This is a genomic window from Bradyrhizobium sp. USDA 3262 (assembly GCF_054060035.1).
Window position 1 is genome coordinate 1,744,070 of sequence record NZ_JBSSCT010000001.1, and the last position, 15,363, is coordinate 1,759,432.

Annotated in this window: 15 protein-coding genes and 1 other RNA gene; 8 read left to right on the forward strand and 8 right to left on the reverse strand. The window is 65.3% G+C overall.

The genetic code is table 11. The annotated features are described in order from the left end of the window. The first annotated feature begins 397 nt into the window (after window positions 1-397). The 3 genes from ACVWYP_RS08015 (at window position 398) to ACVWYP_RS08025 (ending at window position 4,422) form a co-directional block, all read left to right on the forward strand. Window positions 398-1,864, forward strand: a complete 1,467-nt coding sequence (locus tag ACVWYP_RS08015) for an NCS1 family nucleobase:cation symporter-1 (protein ID WP_304498333.1) — start codon at window positions 398-400, stop codon at window positions 1,862-1,864. Between the two features lie 201 nt (window positions 1,865-2,065). Further along, window positions 2,066-2,566, forward strand: a complete 501-nt coding sequence (locus ACVWYP_RS08020) for a TIGR02281 family clan AA aspartic protease (protein ID WP_304500201.1) — start codon at window positions 2,066-2,068, stop codon at window positions 2,564-2,566. Between the two features lie 356 nt (window positions 2,567-2,922). After that, complete coding sequence (locus ACVWYP_RS08025) at window positions 2,923-4,422, forward strand: phosphomannomutase/phosphoglucomutase (RefSeq protein ID WP_304498334.1); 1,500 nt, start codon at window positions 2,923-2,925, stop codon at window positions 4,420-4,422. 144 nt (window positions 4,423-4,566) lie between these two features. Here the strand turns inward: ACVWYP_RS08025 and ACVWYP_RS08030 are convergent, their stop codons facing one another. The 6 genes from ACVWYP_RS08030 to ACVWYP_RS08055 all read right to left on the reverse strand — a co-directional run bounded on the left by ACVWYP_RS08030 (window position 4,567) and on the right by ACVWYP_RS08055 (window position 9,467). Continuing rightward, window positions 4,567-6,033 carry a methyl-accepting chemotaxis protein gene (locus ACVWYP_RS08030; RefSeq protein WP_304498335.1) on the reverse strand — a complete coding sequence of 489 codons (1,467 nt, stop codon included), beginning with the start codon at window positions 6,031-6,033 and terminating at the stop codon, window positions 4,567-4,569. Then, entirely contained in the window at window positions 6,014-6,325 is a 312-nt protein-coding gene (locus ACVWYP_RS08035; RefSeq protein WP_245288899.1) for a hypothetical protein, read from the reverse strand. The genes ACVWYP_RS08030 and ACVWYP_RS08035 overlap by 20 nt, the downstream gene beginning before the upstream one ends. A gap of 161 nt (window positions 6,326-6,486) precedes the next feature. Continuing rightward, a complete protein-coding gene (locus tag ACVWYP_RS08040; RefSeq protein ID WP_016848075.1) occupies window positions 6,487-6,987 on the reverse strand; it encodes an Lrp/AsnC family transcriptional regulator in 501 nt (166 codons plus the stop codon). 76 nt (window positions 6,988-7,063) lie between these two features. Beyond that, window positions 7,064-8,011 (reverse strand): sugar kinase, encoded by a 948-nt coding sequence (locus tag ACVWYP_RS08045; RefSeq protein ID WP_304498336.1) that lies wholly within the window; start codon window positions 8,009-8,011, stop codon window positions 7,064-7,066. Window positions 8,012-8,089: 78 nt separating this feature from the next. Further along, window positions 8,090-9,040, reverse strand: coding sequence for an NAD(+) diphosphatase (nudC, locus tag ACVWYP_RS08050; protein ID WP_304498337.1), 951 nt, complete (start codon window positions 9,038-9,040; stop codon window positions 8,090-8,092). A 7-nt stretch (window positions 9,041-9,047) separates the two neighbouring features. Beyond that, window positions 9,048-9,467, reverse strand: coding sequence for an HIT domain-containing protein (locus tag ACVWYP_RS08055; RefSeq protein ID WP_028344138.1), 420 nt, complete (start codon window positions 9,465-9,467; stop codon window positions 9,048-9,050). Between the two features lie 110 nt (window positions 9,468-9,577). Here ACVWYP_RS08055 and ffs point away from each other — a divergent pair. The 5 genes from ffs (at window position 9,578) to ACVWYP_RS08080 (ending at window position 13,182) form a co-directional block, all read left to right on the forward strand. Beyond that, window positions 9,578-9,674: signal recognition particle sRNA small type (gene ffs / locus ACVWYP_RS08060), an RNA gene on the forward strand. A 112-nt stretch (window positions 9,675-9,786) separates the two neighbouring features. Then, window positions 9,787-11,640, forward strand: a complete 1,854-nt coding sequence (locus tag ACVWYP_RS08065) for a DNA polymerase III subunit gamma/tau (RefSeq protein ID WP_304498338.1) — start codon at window positions 9,787-9,789, stop codon at window positions 11,638-11,640. A gap of 23 nt (window positions 11,641-11,663) precedes the next feature. Continuing rightward, the gene (locus ACVWYP_RS08070; RefSeq protein WP_028335943.1) at window positions 11,664-11,984 is read left to right on the forward strand and encodes a YbaB/EbfC family nucleoid-associated protein; all 321 of its coding nucleotides are present in this window, start codon (window positions 11,664-11,666) and stop codon (window positions 11,982-11,984) included. Continuing rightward, a complete protein-coding gene (gene recR, locus ACVWYP_RS08075) occupies window positions 11,985-12,590 on the forward strand; it encodes a recombination mediator RecR (RefSeq protein ID WP_304498339.1) in 606 nt (201 codons plus the stop codon). A gap of 148 nt (window positions 12,591-12,738) precedes the next feature. Next, window positions 12,739-13,182 (forward strand): hypothetical protein, encoded by a 444-nt coding sequence (locus ACVWYP_RS08080; protein ID WP_439711183.1) that lies wholly within the window; start codon window positions 12,739-12,741, stop codon window positions 13,180-13,182. Between the two features lie 249 nt (window positions 13,183-13,431). On the opposite strand, the gene ACVWYP_RS08085 is transcribed toward ACVWYP_RS08080, so the two are convergent. Together ACVWYP_RS08085 and ACVWYP_RS08090 are read right to left on the reverse strand one after the other, a co-directional pair. After that, the gene (locus ACVWYP_RS08085) at window positions 13,432-14,808 is read right to left on the reverse strand and encodes an AmpG family muropeptide MFS transporter (RefSeq protein ID WP_304498340.1); all 1,377 of its coding nucleotides are present in this window, start codon (window positions 14,806-14,808) and stop codon (window positions 13,432-13,434) included. Between the two features lie 78 nt (window positions 14,809-14,886). Continuing rightward, the gene (locus tag ACVWYP_RS08090; RefSeq protein WP_304498341.1) at window positions 14,887-15,192 is read right to left on the reverse strand and encodes a GIY-YIG nuclease family protein; all 306 of its coding nucleotides are present in this window, start codon (window positions 15,190-15,192) and stop codon (window positions 14,887-14,889) included. Window positions 15,193-15,363 lie beyond the last annotated feature (171 nt).

Sequence of the window (15,363 nt, forward strand, 5' to 3'; positions counted from 1 at the left end):
TTTGTCGCGCCGCGTCAACGTTTCGCGTTGTTGCGCTAGCTAGAGCACGATGGTTCTTGGTTGAATCAGTCGGACCGCAGGCTCGCTTCGCCTCCCCCGCTTGCGGGGGAGGCCGACGCGCTCGGCAGCGCTCTTGCGCGCCTGCGCGCGGCGGGTGGGGGCTCTCTCCGCGATGCGACTCGCGGCGAGAGCCCCCACCCCAGCCCTCCCCCGCAAGCGGGAGAGGGAGCGCAGCATCTTTGCGGTCGCAGGCTCAACCTAACTTCATCATGCCTTAAGGGCGCCGGTCTCCGTTTTCCCGATCATGCTTGATCGGTTGCGCTGGCGAGCGCCGGCAAACGGTGGTTAGATTTGCGCGCTGGGATGGGATCACGGGCTCGCACTTGGGGAGGCCGGCATGGACTTCAAGAACCTGGAGATCAAGAACGCATCGCCGTCGCTGTACAACGAAGATCTGGCGCCGGCCAAGGAACGCAACTGGGGCGCCTTCAGCATCTTCAACGTCTGGACCTCGGACGTGCACAGCCTCTGGGGCTATTATCTCGCCGCCAGCCTGTTCCTGCTCTGCGGCAGCTTCGTCAACTTCATCATCGCGATCGGCGCCGGCTCGCTGGTGATCTTCGTGCTGATGAGCCTGATCGGCAATGCGGGTGTGAGGACCGGCGTGCCATATCCGGTGCTGGCGCGCGCCTCGTTCGGGGTCTGGGGCGCCAACATTCCGGCGCTGGTCCGTGCCGTCGTGGCATGCTTCTGGTACGGCGCGCAGACCGCGGCGGCCTCGGGCGCGATCGTCGCGCTGCTGACGCGCATCGACGGCTTCAAGGCGTTCCACCAGTCCAGCCATATGCTCGGCCATTCCACGCTCGAGGTGATCTGCTTCGTCGTGATCTGGGCGCTGCAACTGCTGATCATCCAGCGCGGCATGGAAACGGTGCGGCGCTTCCAGGACTGGGCGGGTCCTGCGGTGTGGCTGATGATGCTGATCCTTGCGATCTATCTGTGCATCGCGGCCGGCGGCATCTCGCTCACCGCGCCGATCCCGCAGGACGTGCTGCTGGAAAAGACCAAGGAAGCCGGCGTGCCCGGCGTGCCCGGCTCTTTCCCGGCGCTCTGCGCCGTCGCCGCCACATGGATCACCTATTTCGCCGCGCTCTATCTCAACTTCTGCGACTTCTCGCGCTATGCGCCCGACGAGAAAGCGCTGCGCAAGGGCAATATCTGGGGCCTGCCGGTCAATCTGATCCTGTTCTCGCTGGTTGCCGGCGTCACCACGATCGCGGCGTTCAACGTCTATCACGAGGTGCTGCTGCATCCCGACCAGATCTCGGCGAAGTTCGACAGCTGGTTCCTGGCGCTGCTCGCGGCGGTCACCTTCGCGGTGGCGACGCTCGGCATCAACGTCGTCGCCAATTTTGTTTCGCCGGCGTTCGACTTCTCGAACGTGTTTCCACGGCATATCGACTTCAAGAAGGGCGGCTATATCGCGGCGCTGATTGCGCTCGCGCTGTATCCGTTTGCGCCCTGGGAGGGCAGCGCCGCCTCGTTCGTCGGGCTGATCGGCGCGACGATGGGGCCGATCTTCGGCGTCATGATGGTCGATTACTATTTGATCGCCAAAGGTCGCGTGAATGTGCCGGCGCTGTATCAGGAGAACGGCGAATATCGCTTCCAGAACGGCTGGAACGTCAGCGCGCTGATCGCGGCCGGCATCGGCGCGCTGTTCTCGTCGGTGCTGCCGAACTTCACCTCGATCCTGCCGGCGTGGTGGGCGGTCTATGGCTGGTTCTTCGGTGTCGGAATCGCCGGCGCGGTCTATTACGCGCTGCGCGTTGCGATGCCGAGCCCGGTTGCCAGGACGGCCTGAAAGACGGCCTGAAGGCCGGCAAATTGTTGCCCGGGCAGCCGGCCGATGTCATTCGGCCGCTTCTCTGGGCTCACATTAACCCTTCGCTCATCCTTTTCGCCAAAATGGCAGGCTCGTGCCGCCGCCCTCGCTCGCGGCGGGGCGGGCGGCGTGGTGAAATTGCGTGTTCGGTTTTCCGAGTATGGTGTCATGCGTAACCTGATGATTTTCGCGGCCATCCTGATCGGCCTGGGCACCTTCATGGCTCAGATGGCCAGCAAGATGTCGCCCGCCGCCGCGACCACCACAAGGCAGACCGCCGCCCCAGCCGTCACGGTGGCGCAGGCCAGCGCCCGCACGTTCAGCATTGCGCCCGATCCTCGCGGTCATTTCGCGACCGACGGCCGGATCGACGGCCAGCGCATCAACTTCATGGTCGACACCGGCGCCTCGGTGGTTGCGCTGAACGAGGCCTCGGCTGCCCGTTTCGGCCTGCGCCCGGTGCCGGGCGATTACACCTCGCGCGTTACCACCGCGAACGGCACCATCAAGGCCGCGCGCGCCCGCATCGCCATGATCGAGATCGGCGGCCTGACCGTGCGCGACGTCGACGCCCTGGTGCTGCCGGACGAGGCGCTGTCGGAAAACCTGCTCGGCCTATCTTTCCTGTCGAAGCTGAAGCGCTTCGAATACGCCAACGGCAAATTGTTGCTGGAGCAATAAGTCATCCTCACGGGATAGCGTGCGACACACTCGCTGTCGTCCCGGCGAAGGCCGGGACCCATAACCACAGACCGTCTTTGGTGAGCAACGCCGGAACGACGGGTCCCGAACCCAACACCCGCTGCGGCGTATGGGTCCCGGCCTTCGCCGGGACGACGATTGCGGAGATCGCGGGCTCGAATCTGTCACCGTAATGCTGGGAAGGCCGGCGCGATCCGGCGTTCAACTCGCGGGATAGTTGCCGCCATTTCTGCCGTAATTGTTGGTCACCAGCCCCAGTCTCTGCTTTCGCCCGGCCCGCGCATTCGCTAAAGGCTGCGACGATGTCTTTCTGCATACGACCATAAGGCCGACCCATGTTTCCGAAGCCGAAATCCGCGCTGGTCCCGAACACCTATGCCTTCGAATCCGAGCCGATGGTGAAGCCGACCGGGTTTCGCGAGTACGACGCGCGCTGGCTGTTCAACAAGGAAATCAACCTGATGGGCGTGCAGGCGCTCGGCATGGGGCTCGGCGCGCTGATCGCGGAGCTCGGCGTCCGCCAAGAGATCGTCACCGGTCACGATTTCCGCGGCTATTCCGCCTCGATCAAATACGCGCTGATCTCGGGCCTGATGGCGGCGGGCTGCAAGGTGCATGACATCGGGCTTGCGGTGACGCCGATGGCCTACTTCGCGCAGTTCGATCTCGACGTGCCCTGCGTCGCCATGGTCACCGCCTCGCATAACGACAATGGCTGGACCGGCGTCAAGATGGGCGCCAACCGTCCGCTCACCTTCGGTCCCGACGAGATGTCGCGGCTGAAGGCAATCGTGCTCAACGCCGAATTCAACAACACGGTCGGTGGCTCCTATCAATTCCACGAGAATTATCCGGCGCGCTACATCGCCGACCTCACCAGCCGGCCGAAGCTGAAGCGCAGGCTGAAGGTCGTCGCGGCCTGCGGCAACGGCACCGCGGGCGCGTTCGCGCCGCAGGTGCTGGAGGCGATCGGCTGCGAGGTGATTCCGCTCGATACCGAGCTCGACCATACCTTCCCGAAATACAATCCGAATCCGGAAGACATGGAGATGCTGCACGCGATCCGCGATGCGGTGCTGGCGCACAAGGCCGATGTCGGCCTCGGCTTCGATGGCGACGGCGACCGCTGCGGCGTGGTCGACAACACCGGCGAGGAGATATTTGCCGACAAGGTCGGCGTCATGCTGGCGCGCGACATGTCGGCGATCAATGCGAATGCGCAGTTCGTCGTCGACGTGAAGTCGACCGGGCTGTTCGTGACCGACCCGGTGTTGCAGAAGCAGGGCGCGAAGACGGTCTACTGGAAAACCGGGCATTCCTACATGAAGCGCCGCACCAATGAGCTGGGCGCGCTTGCCGGCTTCGAGAAGTCCGGCCACTTCTTCTTCAACAAGCCGTTCGGTCGCGGTTATGACGACGGCCTGGTGTCGGCGATCGCGATCTGCGAAATGCTCGACCGCGCGCCCGGCAAGTCGATGGCTGACCTCAAGGACGCGCTGCCGAAGACCTGGTCGTCGCCGACCATGTCGCCGCATTGCGCCGACGAGGCGAAGTACGGCGTCGTCGACGCGGTCGTGAAGCACTTCGAAGCGTTGCAGCAGCAGGGCGGGAAGGTCGCGGGCCAGAACATCCGCGACCTCGTCACCGTCAACGGCGTGCGCGTCACGGTCGAGGACGGCAGCTGGGGCCTGGTGCGCGCGTCCTCGAACAAGCCGGAGCTCGTGGTCGTGGTGGAAAGCCCGGTCAGCGAGCGGCGCATGCACGACATGTTCGAGGCGATGGATGCCGTGCTGCGCACGCATCCCGAGGTCGGCGAGTACAATCAGAAGATCTGAGCTGGCTGCTCGCCGCGAAGAATGGTGTCATCACCCGCGAAAGCGGGTGATCCAGTATTCCAGAGACGGTCGTGATTGAGCCGAGAGGCCGCGGCGTACTGGATCGCCGGTCAAGCCGGGCGATGACAGCTCAGGAGGTGGTGCTCACGCTGCCCGCAGCGAGGCCAGGAAGCGGTCCAGCTCGGTCTTCAGCCATTCCGATTGCGACGACAGGCCGTTCGCCGCATCGAGCAGTTGTGCGGTCGCGCTGCCGGCCTGTTCGGAGGCGCGGTTAACGTTGAGGATACCCTTGTTGACGTCCCGCGTGCGATCGGCGGCCTGCTGCAAATTGCTGGAGATCTCGCGGGTCGCCGCGCCCTGCTGATCGACGGCGGCCGCGATCTCGCCCGAGACCTGGTCGATCTCCGCGATGGTGGTGCCGATGGTCCCGATCGCGCTGACGGCAGCACCCGTCGCGCTCTGGATATCCTGGATCTGGGCCGAAATCTCCTCGGTCGCCTTGGCGGTCTGGTTGGCCAGTGCCTTGACCTCGCTCGCGACGACGGCGAATCCGCGGCCATGCTCGCCGGCGCGCGCCGCTTCGATGGTTGCGTTCAGGGCGAGCAGATTGGTCTGGCTGGCGATGCTCTGGATCAACGTCACCACCTCGCCGATCTTCTGGGTGCCGGCGGCAAGGCCTTCGACGACGCTGTTGGTGCGGCGTGCCTCGTCGGCGGCCTTGGCGGCGATCCGCGCCGAGCGCGTCACCTGCTCGGCGATGCTGTTGATCGAGGCCGTCAGCTCCTCGGTCGCGGACGCGACGGTTTCCACGTTGCTCGACGCCAGCGTCGATGCGGAGGCGGCGGCGGTGGCCTGGCGAATGGTTTCCGCGTTGCTGCCGTTCATCGTTGTCGACAGGCCCTGCATCGCGCTCGCCGCCACCGCGACGGCCTCGACGACCTCGCCGATCTTGCGCTCGAAGCCGGCGGCGAGCTCGCGCCGCGCGGCATCGCGGTCGCGCTTGGCCTGTTCGGCCTCGATCCGCTCGGCGTTGGCGCGCGCTTCGGCGGCACCGGCGGCCTCGGCCTCCGCCGCCTTCTGCGCCGCTTTCTCGAACAGTTCGGCAAGCGTGTGCGCGAGCCAGATCAGCACGCCGGCCTCGATCAGGAGGATCACGGCGTGGAGAACGACGCGGCCGAAATCGGCGCCGCCGGGATAGATCGCGGCCGGCAGGATGAAATTCAGCGTCAGGTGATGCAGGGCAACCGCCAAAGTGCCGGCGACGATCGGCCGATAGTCGCAATAGGCGACCAGGCACGCCAGCGCGGCGAAGAAATACATGTGCATGTCGACCTGCCAGCGGTGGCCGGCAAACTGGTAGACCAGCATCGACACGCCGGCCATCAGGGCCACGGCAACGATCAGGCGCGTTGAAACGCCGTTCCCCGAGATGCGCCACGACAATGTCGCAGCCAGCGCCATCGCGACCATGAAGCCGGCCGGCATCAGCCAGTCGGTGTGCAGCGTCATGCCGACGATGACTGCGATCGGAACGTGCAGCCAGAGCACCACGAGCAGGATCTTGCTGGCCGTCTCGCGCAGGGCGGCCATCTCATCGCCTTCGAAGGTCATCCCCAGCCCCCAGATCGTCATCCGCCGTGAAGCAGCCGGCGATCGCCTGCGGATCCATGGTCAGCAAGGCGCCGGCCTCGTACAGCCGGCGCAGCCCGCCATCGCGATCAGGCCGCACCACCAGCAGGGCCGGGATCGCGGTCATCCGAACGATCGACGCATCGGCGGACGCGGCGGCCATCAGCGCGCGCTCGGCGCGCCACCATGGCGGAAAGGCCACGGCCACCACGTCGCTGCCCGCCCGCACCTTTAGCGACGGCACTGCGACCGCGATCCAGCTCGCAAGCAGCAATGCAGCCGCGCCCAGCCAGGCAGGCGGTCGTTTCGCTGGGATGATCTCCCCCGGCTCCATCGCAGCAGGATACCGCTGCCGGCGCTAACTTCAGGTAAATGCCGGACAGGCGAACTACCTGGGAGCGTATCGACGTCTCGTGCGGGATCGTGCGGCGGCGCTTACGCCGCGGGCACCGGCAGCGCCGTCACCGACTTGATCTTCTCCATCGCGAAGCGCGAGGTGACGTTCTTCAGCGGCACGGCACTGATCAGCTTCTTGTAGAACACGTCGTAGGCCTGCATGTCCGCGACCACGACGCGCAGCATGTAGTCGACGTCGCCGGCCATCCGGTAGAACTCCATCACCTCGGGCATGGCGCTGACCGCGTCGGCGAATTTGCGCAGCCAGGCTTCCGAATGGTCGGCACTCTCGACCGAGACGAACACCGAAATCCCGAGCCCGATCTTGTTCTGGTCGACCAGCGCCACGCGGCGCAGGATCACGCCGTCGGCCTCCAGCCGCTGGATGCGTTTCCAGCACGGCGTCGACGACAGTCCGACCCGGTCGCCGATCTCGGCGACGGAGAGCGACGCATCCTCCTGCAGCACGGTCAGAATCTTGCGATCGATCGCGTCGAGGCGGCGGCTGTTGTCATGAAGCTGAATGGCGACATCTGTCATAGAAGAAAGTTCCATATGAAGGTTCAATATCCCTCATATAGAGAAGAATCTTCCAAATCAAGCGATTCGTGACGACTCAGGCCGGCTTGGCGTCGGCGTGCTGACCCAAAAACTCTTCAACTTCAGTGCGTTGCGGTGCGGCATAAGCACCCCCGAAGCGGGTGCATTTCAGTGCTGCAGCAGCCGAGGCGAAGCGGAGCGCGTCCCGCAGCGGCTGTTTCTCGGTGATGGCGAGGGCGAACGCCCCGTGGAAGACGTCGCCGGCCCCGAGCGTGTCGACGGTATGGACCGGGAAGGCCGGGGTCTCCTCGAGCCCGCCCTTCTCGTTGAGCCAGATCGTGCCCTGAGGGCCGCGGGTGCCGGCCAGGAAGGACGGGGTGAGCTTGGCGAGCTTGTGCAGCGCCTGGCCGTCGTCGGTGACGTCGGCGGTCTCCTGCAGCGGCTCGCTGGAAAATACCAGATGGGAGGAGGCGGTGAGCAGCCCCTCCCGCATCGACATCGCGCGGTCGACGTCGACCACCACCGGAATGCCGCGTTTGACCGCCTCGGCGCAAAGCTCGGTGCAGAACGGCGCGCAGCGGCTCTCGGTCAGGATCGCCGCGCAATCCTCCAGCAAGAGCTCGGTCGGCGGCAGCTTGACCTTCCAGAGCTCCGGATCGCGGAAGGTGACGATGGTGCGCTCGCCGCTGTCGTCGATCATGATCGCCGAGATCGGGGTGACCAGGTTCGGCATGTGGATCAGATGATTGGTCTCGATGCCTTCCTGGGCGAGCTTGTCGAAGATGTAGCGGCTCGAGGTCTCCTGCGAATCGCCCATCGGTCCGCAGATCGAAGCGCGGCCGCCCAGCCGGACGATGCCGATCGCGGCGTTCAGCGCGTTGCCGCCGCAGATCTCGTCGAAATGCGTCGCGTTCTCCTTGGAGCCGCGCGCCGGCACGCTGACCCGAAAGGTCAGGTCGCGCACCGGCAGGCCGATGCAGAGGATGCGGGGCGGGACTTTCGGGGCGCCGTTCTGAAAATTCATGCGGGGATCCGTCGCAATGGTTCCGTTACTGCCAGAACTGTGTCCAGCTTTAATCGGCAGAACGATGTCCGGTTCCCGCTATTTGTCCAACGGGTTCTGGTGATGCACCCAGCGGCCGAGCAGATGATGGGCAATCGCGAACGGATGCGGGCCGGCGAGCCCGTCGGGATGCTGGCGCTTCAGCATCAGCGACGCCTCGGCATGGTCGAACCAGCGCGCATCCTCCAGCTCGGTGCGGTCGACCACGATATCCTCGTTGGTCGCGCGCGCCGTGCAGCCGATCATCAGCGATGACGGATAGGGCCAGGGCTGCGTCATGTAGTAGTTGACGTCGGTGCAGCGGATGCCGGACTCCTCGAAAATCTCGCGTCGCACGGCGTCCTCGATGGTCTCGGCGGCTTCCACGAAGCCGGCGAGGCAGGAATACATGCCGGGCATGAACTGCTTCTGCCGCCCCAGCAGCACCTTGTCGCCGTAGGTGACCAGCATGATCACGACCGGGTCGGTGCGCGGAAAGTGCTCGGCCTTGCAGCTCGGGCATTCGCGCTTCCAGCCGCCGTCCTTCATCGCCGTGCGGGTGCCGCAGTTCGCACAGAAGCCGTGGCGCTGATGCCAGGTTACCATCGATTTCGCCATCGCGATGGCCGAGAGCTGCTCGGGCGGCACCACTCCCTGCATCGCCATGCCGCGCAATTCGGTGATCGCGACGTCGGCGCGTCCGACCAGCTTCTCGGCCGCCTGCGGCGCGATCCCCATGCCGAAGATCGGCGCGGCGTCGCGCAGCCCCAGGAAAATCGTGCCGGGATTGGCGCCGTAGCTGCGGGCTTCCTCCAGAGAGAGCAGGGCGCGGGCCCCGCCGTCCTCCTGCTTCACGACCAGCGAGTCGCGATAGATCACGTAGGCACGGGCTTCGCGGTGGCCCTCCAGCGCGAATAGTTTTTCGTCGTTGGTGCGCAGATGCGCGGCGCGGTCCAGCACATGGGTGACAAAGGCCGGCTGGCCGAGCGGAAAGGAATCGAATGCGGACATTGAATGTTCAACCCAACCAGATCTTGCGGCGAAGCGCGCTGATGAAATTCTGCACTTCCTCGGCGTCATGCGCCAGCGGCGGCATCACGCCCCAAACGGGACGCGGCCATGCAGCGTCGCTGGTGCGGCGCGCGATGACATGGACGTGGAGCTGCGGGACGAGGTTGCCGAGCGCTGCGACATTCAGCTTGTCGCACTTGGTGACCTCTTTCAGGGCCCGCGAGACGCGGGTGATTTCCGTCATCAGCTGCGCCTGCGCGACCTCGTCGAGGTCGATGATCTCGACCGCGCCGTCGCGCCGCGGCACCAGCAGCAGCCACGGATAATGCGCATCCTTGATGACGAGCACCTTGCACAGCGGCAGGTCGCCGATGTCGATAGTGTCTTTCTTGAGCTGCGAATGCAGCGACCAATTGGAGGCGGGCATACGGGCAAATAATGCCTTTCCGTGTTCCCAGACAAGTCCCACAAAGCCAGCCTTACAAAGCCGGGTCAGGCCGCTTGCTTTCCGGCGGTTTTGGCCCCAAATAGGGACCGGGAGATTGGCGGTGGACGAGCCACTCGCCAACCGGGTCAGGTCCGGAAGGAAGCAGCCCTAACGAGGTCCGGATCGGGTCGCTCGTCAGTCTCCTACCTGTTTTTCCGAGCGAATCGCGCTGGAATGGCGGTCTCCGCGCCCGGCGCTCGATTTCGGCTCCTATCCGCACGCCGGCCGAAGAGACAATTCCCAAGTTGCGGATCGATGCATGAATGACGCTGGCGACCCCTCCCAACCGTCCGATGGCGCAGGCAAAGCAAGCCTTGACGGCGGTTTCGATCTCGGCGCCGCGCCGGACGCCGCCAAGCCCTACCGCGTTCTCGCCCGCAAATACCGACCCTCCAGCTTCGAGGATCTGATCGGCCAGGAGGCCATGGTGCGCACCGTCTCGAACGCGTTCGAGACCGGGCGGATTCCGCAGGCCTGGATCCTCACCGGCGTCCGCGGGGTCGGCAAGACCACCACCGCGCGCATCCTCGCCCGCGCGCTGAACTACGCCAAGCCGGACGGCTCGGTGAACGGGCCGACCATCCACATGCCCGATCTCGGCATCCACTGCCAGGCGATCATGGAAAGCCGGCACATGGACGTGCTGGAGATGGACGCCGCCTCCCACACCGGCGTCGACGATGTCCGCCAGATCAATGACAGCGTGCGCTATGCGCCGGCCAGCGCGCGCTACAAGGTCTACATCATCGACGAAGTCCACATGCTGTCGACGGCGGCCTTCAACGCCTTCCTGAAGACGCTGGAGGAGCCGCCGGAGCACGCCAAGTTCGTGTTCGCCACCACCGAAATCCGCAAGGTTCCGATCACGGTGCTGTCGCGCTGCCAGCGCTTCGACCTGCGCCGCGTCGAAGCCGACGTGCTGATGAAGCATCTCGGCAATATCGCGACCAAGGAAGGCGTCGAGGTCGAGCCCGAGGCGCTCGGCATCATCGCGCGCGCGGCCGAGGGATCGGTGCGCGACTCGCTGTCGCTGTTCGACCAGGCGATCGCGCATGCCGCGGGCAATGTGAAGGCCGACGCGGTCAGGCAGATGCTCGGCCTCGCCGACCGCACCCGCGTGATCGACCTGTTCGATTCGCTGGCGCGCGGCGATCTCGCCAGCGCCTTCGCCGAATTTCGCGCGCAATATGACGTCGGCGCCGATCCGGTCGTGGTGCTGTCCGACCTTGCCGAGTTCGTCAATTTCGTCACCCGCGTGAAGGTCGTGCCGGGGACGGCAGACAATGTCGCGTTCGGCGAGACCGAGCGGGTGCGGGCGCGTGAATTCGCCGCCAAGCTGTCGATGCGGGTGCTGTCGCGGATGTGGCAGATGCTGCTCAAGGGCATCGCCGAGGTGCAGACCGCGACGCGCCCGGCCGCCGCCGCCGAGATGGTGCTGGTGCGGATCGCCTATGTCGCCGATCTGCCGACGCCGGATGAGGCGATCCGGATGATCGAGCAGAATGGCGGCGGCGCTGCGCCCGCGGCGTCGGGATCCGCCGCCTCGCAACCGTCGCGCGGCGCACCATCCTCGGCAATGCCTGCGATGTCATCCGCGCCGGTGCGCGCGCCGCAGGCCGCGCCGCGCGCCGATTTCGCCGCGCGTCCGCAGATGGCAGCGCCGGCCGCCGATGCCGCGCCGGCGCTCCGGATATCAAGCTTTCCGCAGCTGATCGCGCTCGCCGGCGAGAAGCGCGACATCATGATGAAGAGTGCGCTGGAGGCCGATGTGCGGCTGGTGCGCATCGAGGACGGCCAGCTCGAGATCGCCCTCGAGCCAAAGGCGCAGCGCGCGCTGGTCACCGATCTGTCGCGCAAGCTCGAACTATGGACCGGGCGGCGCTGGACCGTGATCATCTCCAACGAGGCCGGCCAGCCGACCGTCCGTTCGCAGAACGAATTGGCGCGCAGCGAGCATCAGCGCACTGCGGAAGCCGATCCGCGCGTGCAGGAGGTGCTGGCGCGCTTCCCCGGCACCAAGGTGGTCGAGGTCCGCCGCCTTGCCGCCGAGGTTCCGGTTGCGGATGCGACCGGCGAAGATCCGATTGAAACTTCCGACAGCGACGACGATTGATATTTGGCTACAAGGACGCACGCATGGCTGATTTTCTCGGCATGATGAAGCAGGCAGCGCAGCTGCAATCCAAGATGCAGGAGATGCAGGAACAGCTCGGCAATGTCGAGGTCGAAGGCATCTCCGGCGGCGGTCTGGTCACGGTGCGCATGACCGCCAAGATGGAAGTGAAGGGCATCAAGATCGATCCGTCGCTGATGAAGCCGGAGGAACGCGAGGTGCTCGAGGATCTCCTGGTCACCGCGCATGGCGATGCCCGCCGCAAGGCCGAGACCGCGATGCAGGAGAAGATGATGGCGCTCACCGGCGGGCTCGGCCTGCCGCCGGGATTTGGTCCGACTTAAATGGCTGCAAGCGTTGCCGGCCCCGAGATTGAACGGCTGATCCAGTTGCTGGCGCGGCTGCCGGGCCTCGGGCCCCGTTCGGCGCGGCGCGCGGCGCTGCATCTGATCAAGAAGCGCGAAGCCCTGATGACGCCGCTGACCGCGGCGCTGCAGGTCGCGATCGACAAGATCCAGGTCTGCAAGACCTGCGGAAACATCGATACACAAAACCCCTGCACGGTGTGCACCGATACGCGCCGCGATCCCTCGATCATCGTCGTGGTCGCCGACGTCGCCGATCTCTGGGCGCTGGAACGCGCCAATGCGACCAATGGCCGCTATCACGTGCTCGGCGCAACGCTGTCGCCACTCGACGGCGTCGGTCCGCAGGATCTCACCATCGATCAACTGGTGGCGCGCGCGCATGCGCCCGAGGTCAGCGAGATCATCCTGGCGCTCAATGCGACCGTCGATGGCCAGACCACCGCGCATTACATCACCGACCTGTTGTCGGAGGCCAATGTGCGGGTGACGCGGCTCGCGCATGGCGTGCCGGTCGGCGGAGAGCTTGATTACCTCGATGAAGGTACGCTATCTGCAGCCATGCGGCAGCGGACGCTGTTCTAGCGCGCGATGCCGGCGCCGAGCACGGCGTCGGGCGCCAAGCGATCGGTTACAATCCGAAAAGATCGCACCGAAACAAAATGGTAGGGTGGATGCCGATTCGGGGACGGTCATTCACGCTCTGACGAATCAAGATACGGAACCACTGACAATGACGGCACACCGATTCGGCGTACGCTTGTTCGGCGTACGTTTGGGCTTTGCGCTTTTGGCGGCAACGTTCGCCGCGCCTTGCGCCATCGCACAGCAGGCCGACGCGCCGCAGAAGCCCGGCAAGATGATCCACGCCGGCGACGTGCTGTCGGGCGAACTCGGCGTCATGAAGGTGCGCGACGCGAAGAACCGCGGCAAGCGCGTCGCGACCTACCAGATCACCAGCGAGCCGCGCCGCCTGCCGCCGCCGAACGGTCTGTGCAATCTCGAAACCGGGCCGGAAACCTTCCAGCTCGTTCCAACCAACGACGCCCAGGCCGCGCAGCTCAAAAGCCTCTCCGGCAAGGAAATCTCGGTGAAGGTCGACGAGGTCGCCTGCGCCAAGGACGCCGGCGAGATGAGCGAAGCCATCGTCACCAAGTGGAGCGTGGTGGCGAAGTAGCTGCCTCACCCATCCTCATCGTCGTCCTGGCGAAGGCCAGGACCCATAACCACCGGCTTTGGTTGTCGGATGGATCGTGGCCCCAACGTCGCGCAACAATTCGCATTTGGGGTAATGGGTCCTGGCTTTCGCCAGGACGACGCGCGGAGAGCCTGTAGCCCGGATGGAGCGCAGCGAAATCCGGGACGGTCGCGTCAGTGGAGAGGTCTCCCGGATTGGCTGCGCTCCATCCGGGCTACGGGGGCTGAGCTAAACCCTCACCGGCCCCAACTCGTCGAAATGCCCGCGCCGCTGCAGCCAGGCGAGCAGGATCAGGCTCGGGATCGCGACCAGTACGCAGATCACGAAGAACACCTGCCAGCCGACGGCCTTGGCGACATAGCCGGCGCCCGATGACAGATAGGTGCGGCCGACCGCGGCGAGCGCCGTCAGCAGCGCGTACTGGGTCGCGGTGTGCAGCGGATTGCGGCACAGCGCCGACAAATAGGCGACGAAGATCACGGTGCCGATCGCGCTGGTGAAGTTCTCCGCAGTGATCGCCAGCGCGAGCGCCCATTGATCGACGCCGACATGGGCGAGCCAGGAGAATGAGAGATTGGCGACCGCCTGCAGCACGCCGCCGATCCACAGGCTGGTCGCCAGCGAATAGCGCCGCGCCACGAAGCCGCCGGCAAAGCCGCCGATCAGGGTTGCGGCGAGGCCGACACCCTTCACGATCGCCGCGTAGTCGACCTTGGAAAAGCCGATGTCGATCACGAACGGCGCGGTCATGGTGCCGGAAAACGCGTCGGTGAACTTGAACAGCACCACAAAGGCGAGCGCGGCGAAGGCGTCCTTGCGGCTGAGGAACTCGGAGAACGCGCCGAGCGCCGCGTGCAATACGCGTTCCGCGGCGTTCTGCGCGTGCGTGGCCGCCTCCGCGCCCTTCGATTGCGCCGGCTCGGTCGCCGCGAGCGCGGTGACGATGCCGATCACGACCAGCGCGGCCATCACCACATAGCCCCACATCCAGGCCGACGGGCGCGCCAGGCCAGCGGACTCGAAGCCGCTGACGATGAACAGCGCGCCGGCGGTAGAGACCAGCATGCCGACGCGATAGGCCGCGACATAGGACGCCATGCCGGCGGCCTGCTCGCTTTCAGGCAGGCTTTCGACGCGGAAGGCATCGACCACGATGTCCTGCGTCGACGAAGCGGTTGCGACCAGCAGCGCGGCGAAGGCCGCGAACCACGGCGAGCGCGCCGGATCGGCCATCGCCAGCACCAGGATCGCCGCGATCAAGAGCAACTGCGAGAACAGCAGCCAGCCGCGGCGGCGGCCGAACATCTGCGTGAACAGCGGCACGTGCAGCGCGTCGACCAGCGGCGCCCAGAGGAACTTCAGCGTGTAGGGCGTGCCGATCAGCGCCAGCAGCCCGATGGTGCCAAGATCGACCCCGGCCTCCTTCATCCAGACCTGCAGCGTCGAGCCCGACAGCGCCAGCGGCAGCCCCGAGGAGAAGCCCAGCAGCAGCACGATCAGCACCCGCGGCTGCAGGTACACCGCAAAACTGTCGCGCCAGGAGGTGGCGGCGGGCTTTGGCTCCGGCTTTGCAGACGCGTCTGACGTCGCTTCAGGTGCTGTCATAGAGGAGTTGGTAGCAGATTCGGCCCCAAAAAGACTGTCATCGCCCGGCTCGACCGGGCGATCCAGTATCCCAGAGGCCTATCCGCCACCTGCGGCAATTTCGGGATAAAGATCGTTCCAGTCCGGATTGTCTTTTTCGATTAGGGAAATCTTCCAAGCGCGTCGCCATTTCTTCAGCCGCTTCTCGCGTCGGATCGCGTTCTCAGGATCATCGAACTGCTCGAAATAGACCAGCCTTACGACATCGTACTTTTCCGTGAAGCCTTCGACCAACTTCAACTTGTGCTGGCCGACGCGACGAATGAGGTCATTTGTCACACCGATGTAAAGCGTGCCGCCGATATGGCTGGCGAGGATGTAGACGTAGTAGCTGCGTGCCCCCATCTGCCGCCTCTGGGATACTGGATCGCCCGGTCAAGCCGGGCGATGACACCTGATTATGTGGTGCGATCTTTGGTCGGCAACATCGCTAGGTGCCGTCATAGAGAAGTTGTTGCCAGAATCAGCCTCAAAAAGACTGTCATCGCCCGGCCTGTGCGCAATTGCGCACATGGA

Coding starts and splice junctions, on each gene's coding strand:
- ACVWYP_RS08015 (WP_304498333.1), top strand. CDS start 398: ATGGACTTCAAGAACCTGGAGATCAAGAACGCATCGCCGTCGCTGTAC.
- ACVWYP_RS08020 (WP_304500201.1), top strand. CDS start 2,066: ATGATTTTCGCGGCCATCCTGATCGGCCTGGGCACCTTCATGGCTCAG.
- ACVWYP_RS08025 (WP_304498334.1), top strand. CDS start 2,923: ATGTTTCCGAAGCCGAAATCCGCGCTGGTCCCGAACACCTATGCCTTC.
- ACVWYP_RS08030 (WP_304498335.1), bottom strand. CDS start 6,033: ATGACCTTCGAAGGCGATGAGATGGCCGCCCTGCGCGAGACGGCCAGC.
- ACVWYP_RS08040 (WP_016848075.1), bottom strand. CDS start 6,987: ATGACAGATGTCGCCATTCAGCTTCATGACAACAGCCGCCGCCTCGAC.
- ACVWYP_RS08045 (WP_304498336.1), bottom strand. CDS start 8,011: ATGAATTTTCAGAACGGCGCCCCGAAAGTCCCGCCCCGCATCCTCTGC.
- nudC (WP_304498337.1), bottom strand. CDS start 9,040: ATGTCCGCATTCGATTCCTTTCCGCTCGGCCAGCCGGCCTTTGTCACC.
- ACVWYP_RS08055 (WP_028344138.1), bottom strand. CDS start 9,467: ATGCCCGCCTCCAATTGGTCGCTGCATTCGCAGCTCAAGAAAGACACT.
- ACVWYP_RS08065 (WP_304498338.1), top strand. CDS start 9,787: ATGAATGACGCTGGCGACCCCTCCCAACCGTCCGATGGCGCAGGCAAA.
- ACVWYP_RS08070 (WP_028335943.1), top strand. CDS start 11,664: ATGGCTGATTTTCTCGGCATGATGAAGCAGGCAGCGCAGCTGCAATCC.
- recR (WP_304498339.1), top strand. CDS start 11,985: ATGGCTGCAAGCGTTGCCGGCCCCGAGATTGAACGGCTGATCCAGTTG.
- ACVWYP_RS08080 (WP_439711183.1), top strand. CDS start 12,739: ATGACGGCACACCGATTCGGCGTACGCTTGTTCGGCGTACGTTTGGGC.
- ACVWYP_RS08085 (WP_304498340.1), bottom strand. CDS start 14,808: ATGACAGCACCTGAAGCGACGTCAGACGCGTCTGCAAAGCCGGAGCCA.
- ACVWYP_RS08090 (WP_304498341.1), bottom strand. CDS start 15,192: ATGGGGGCACGCAGCTACTACGTCTACATCCTCGCCAGCCATATCGGC.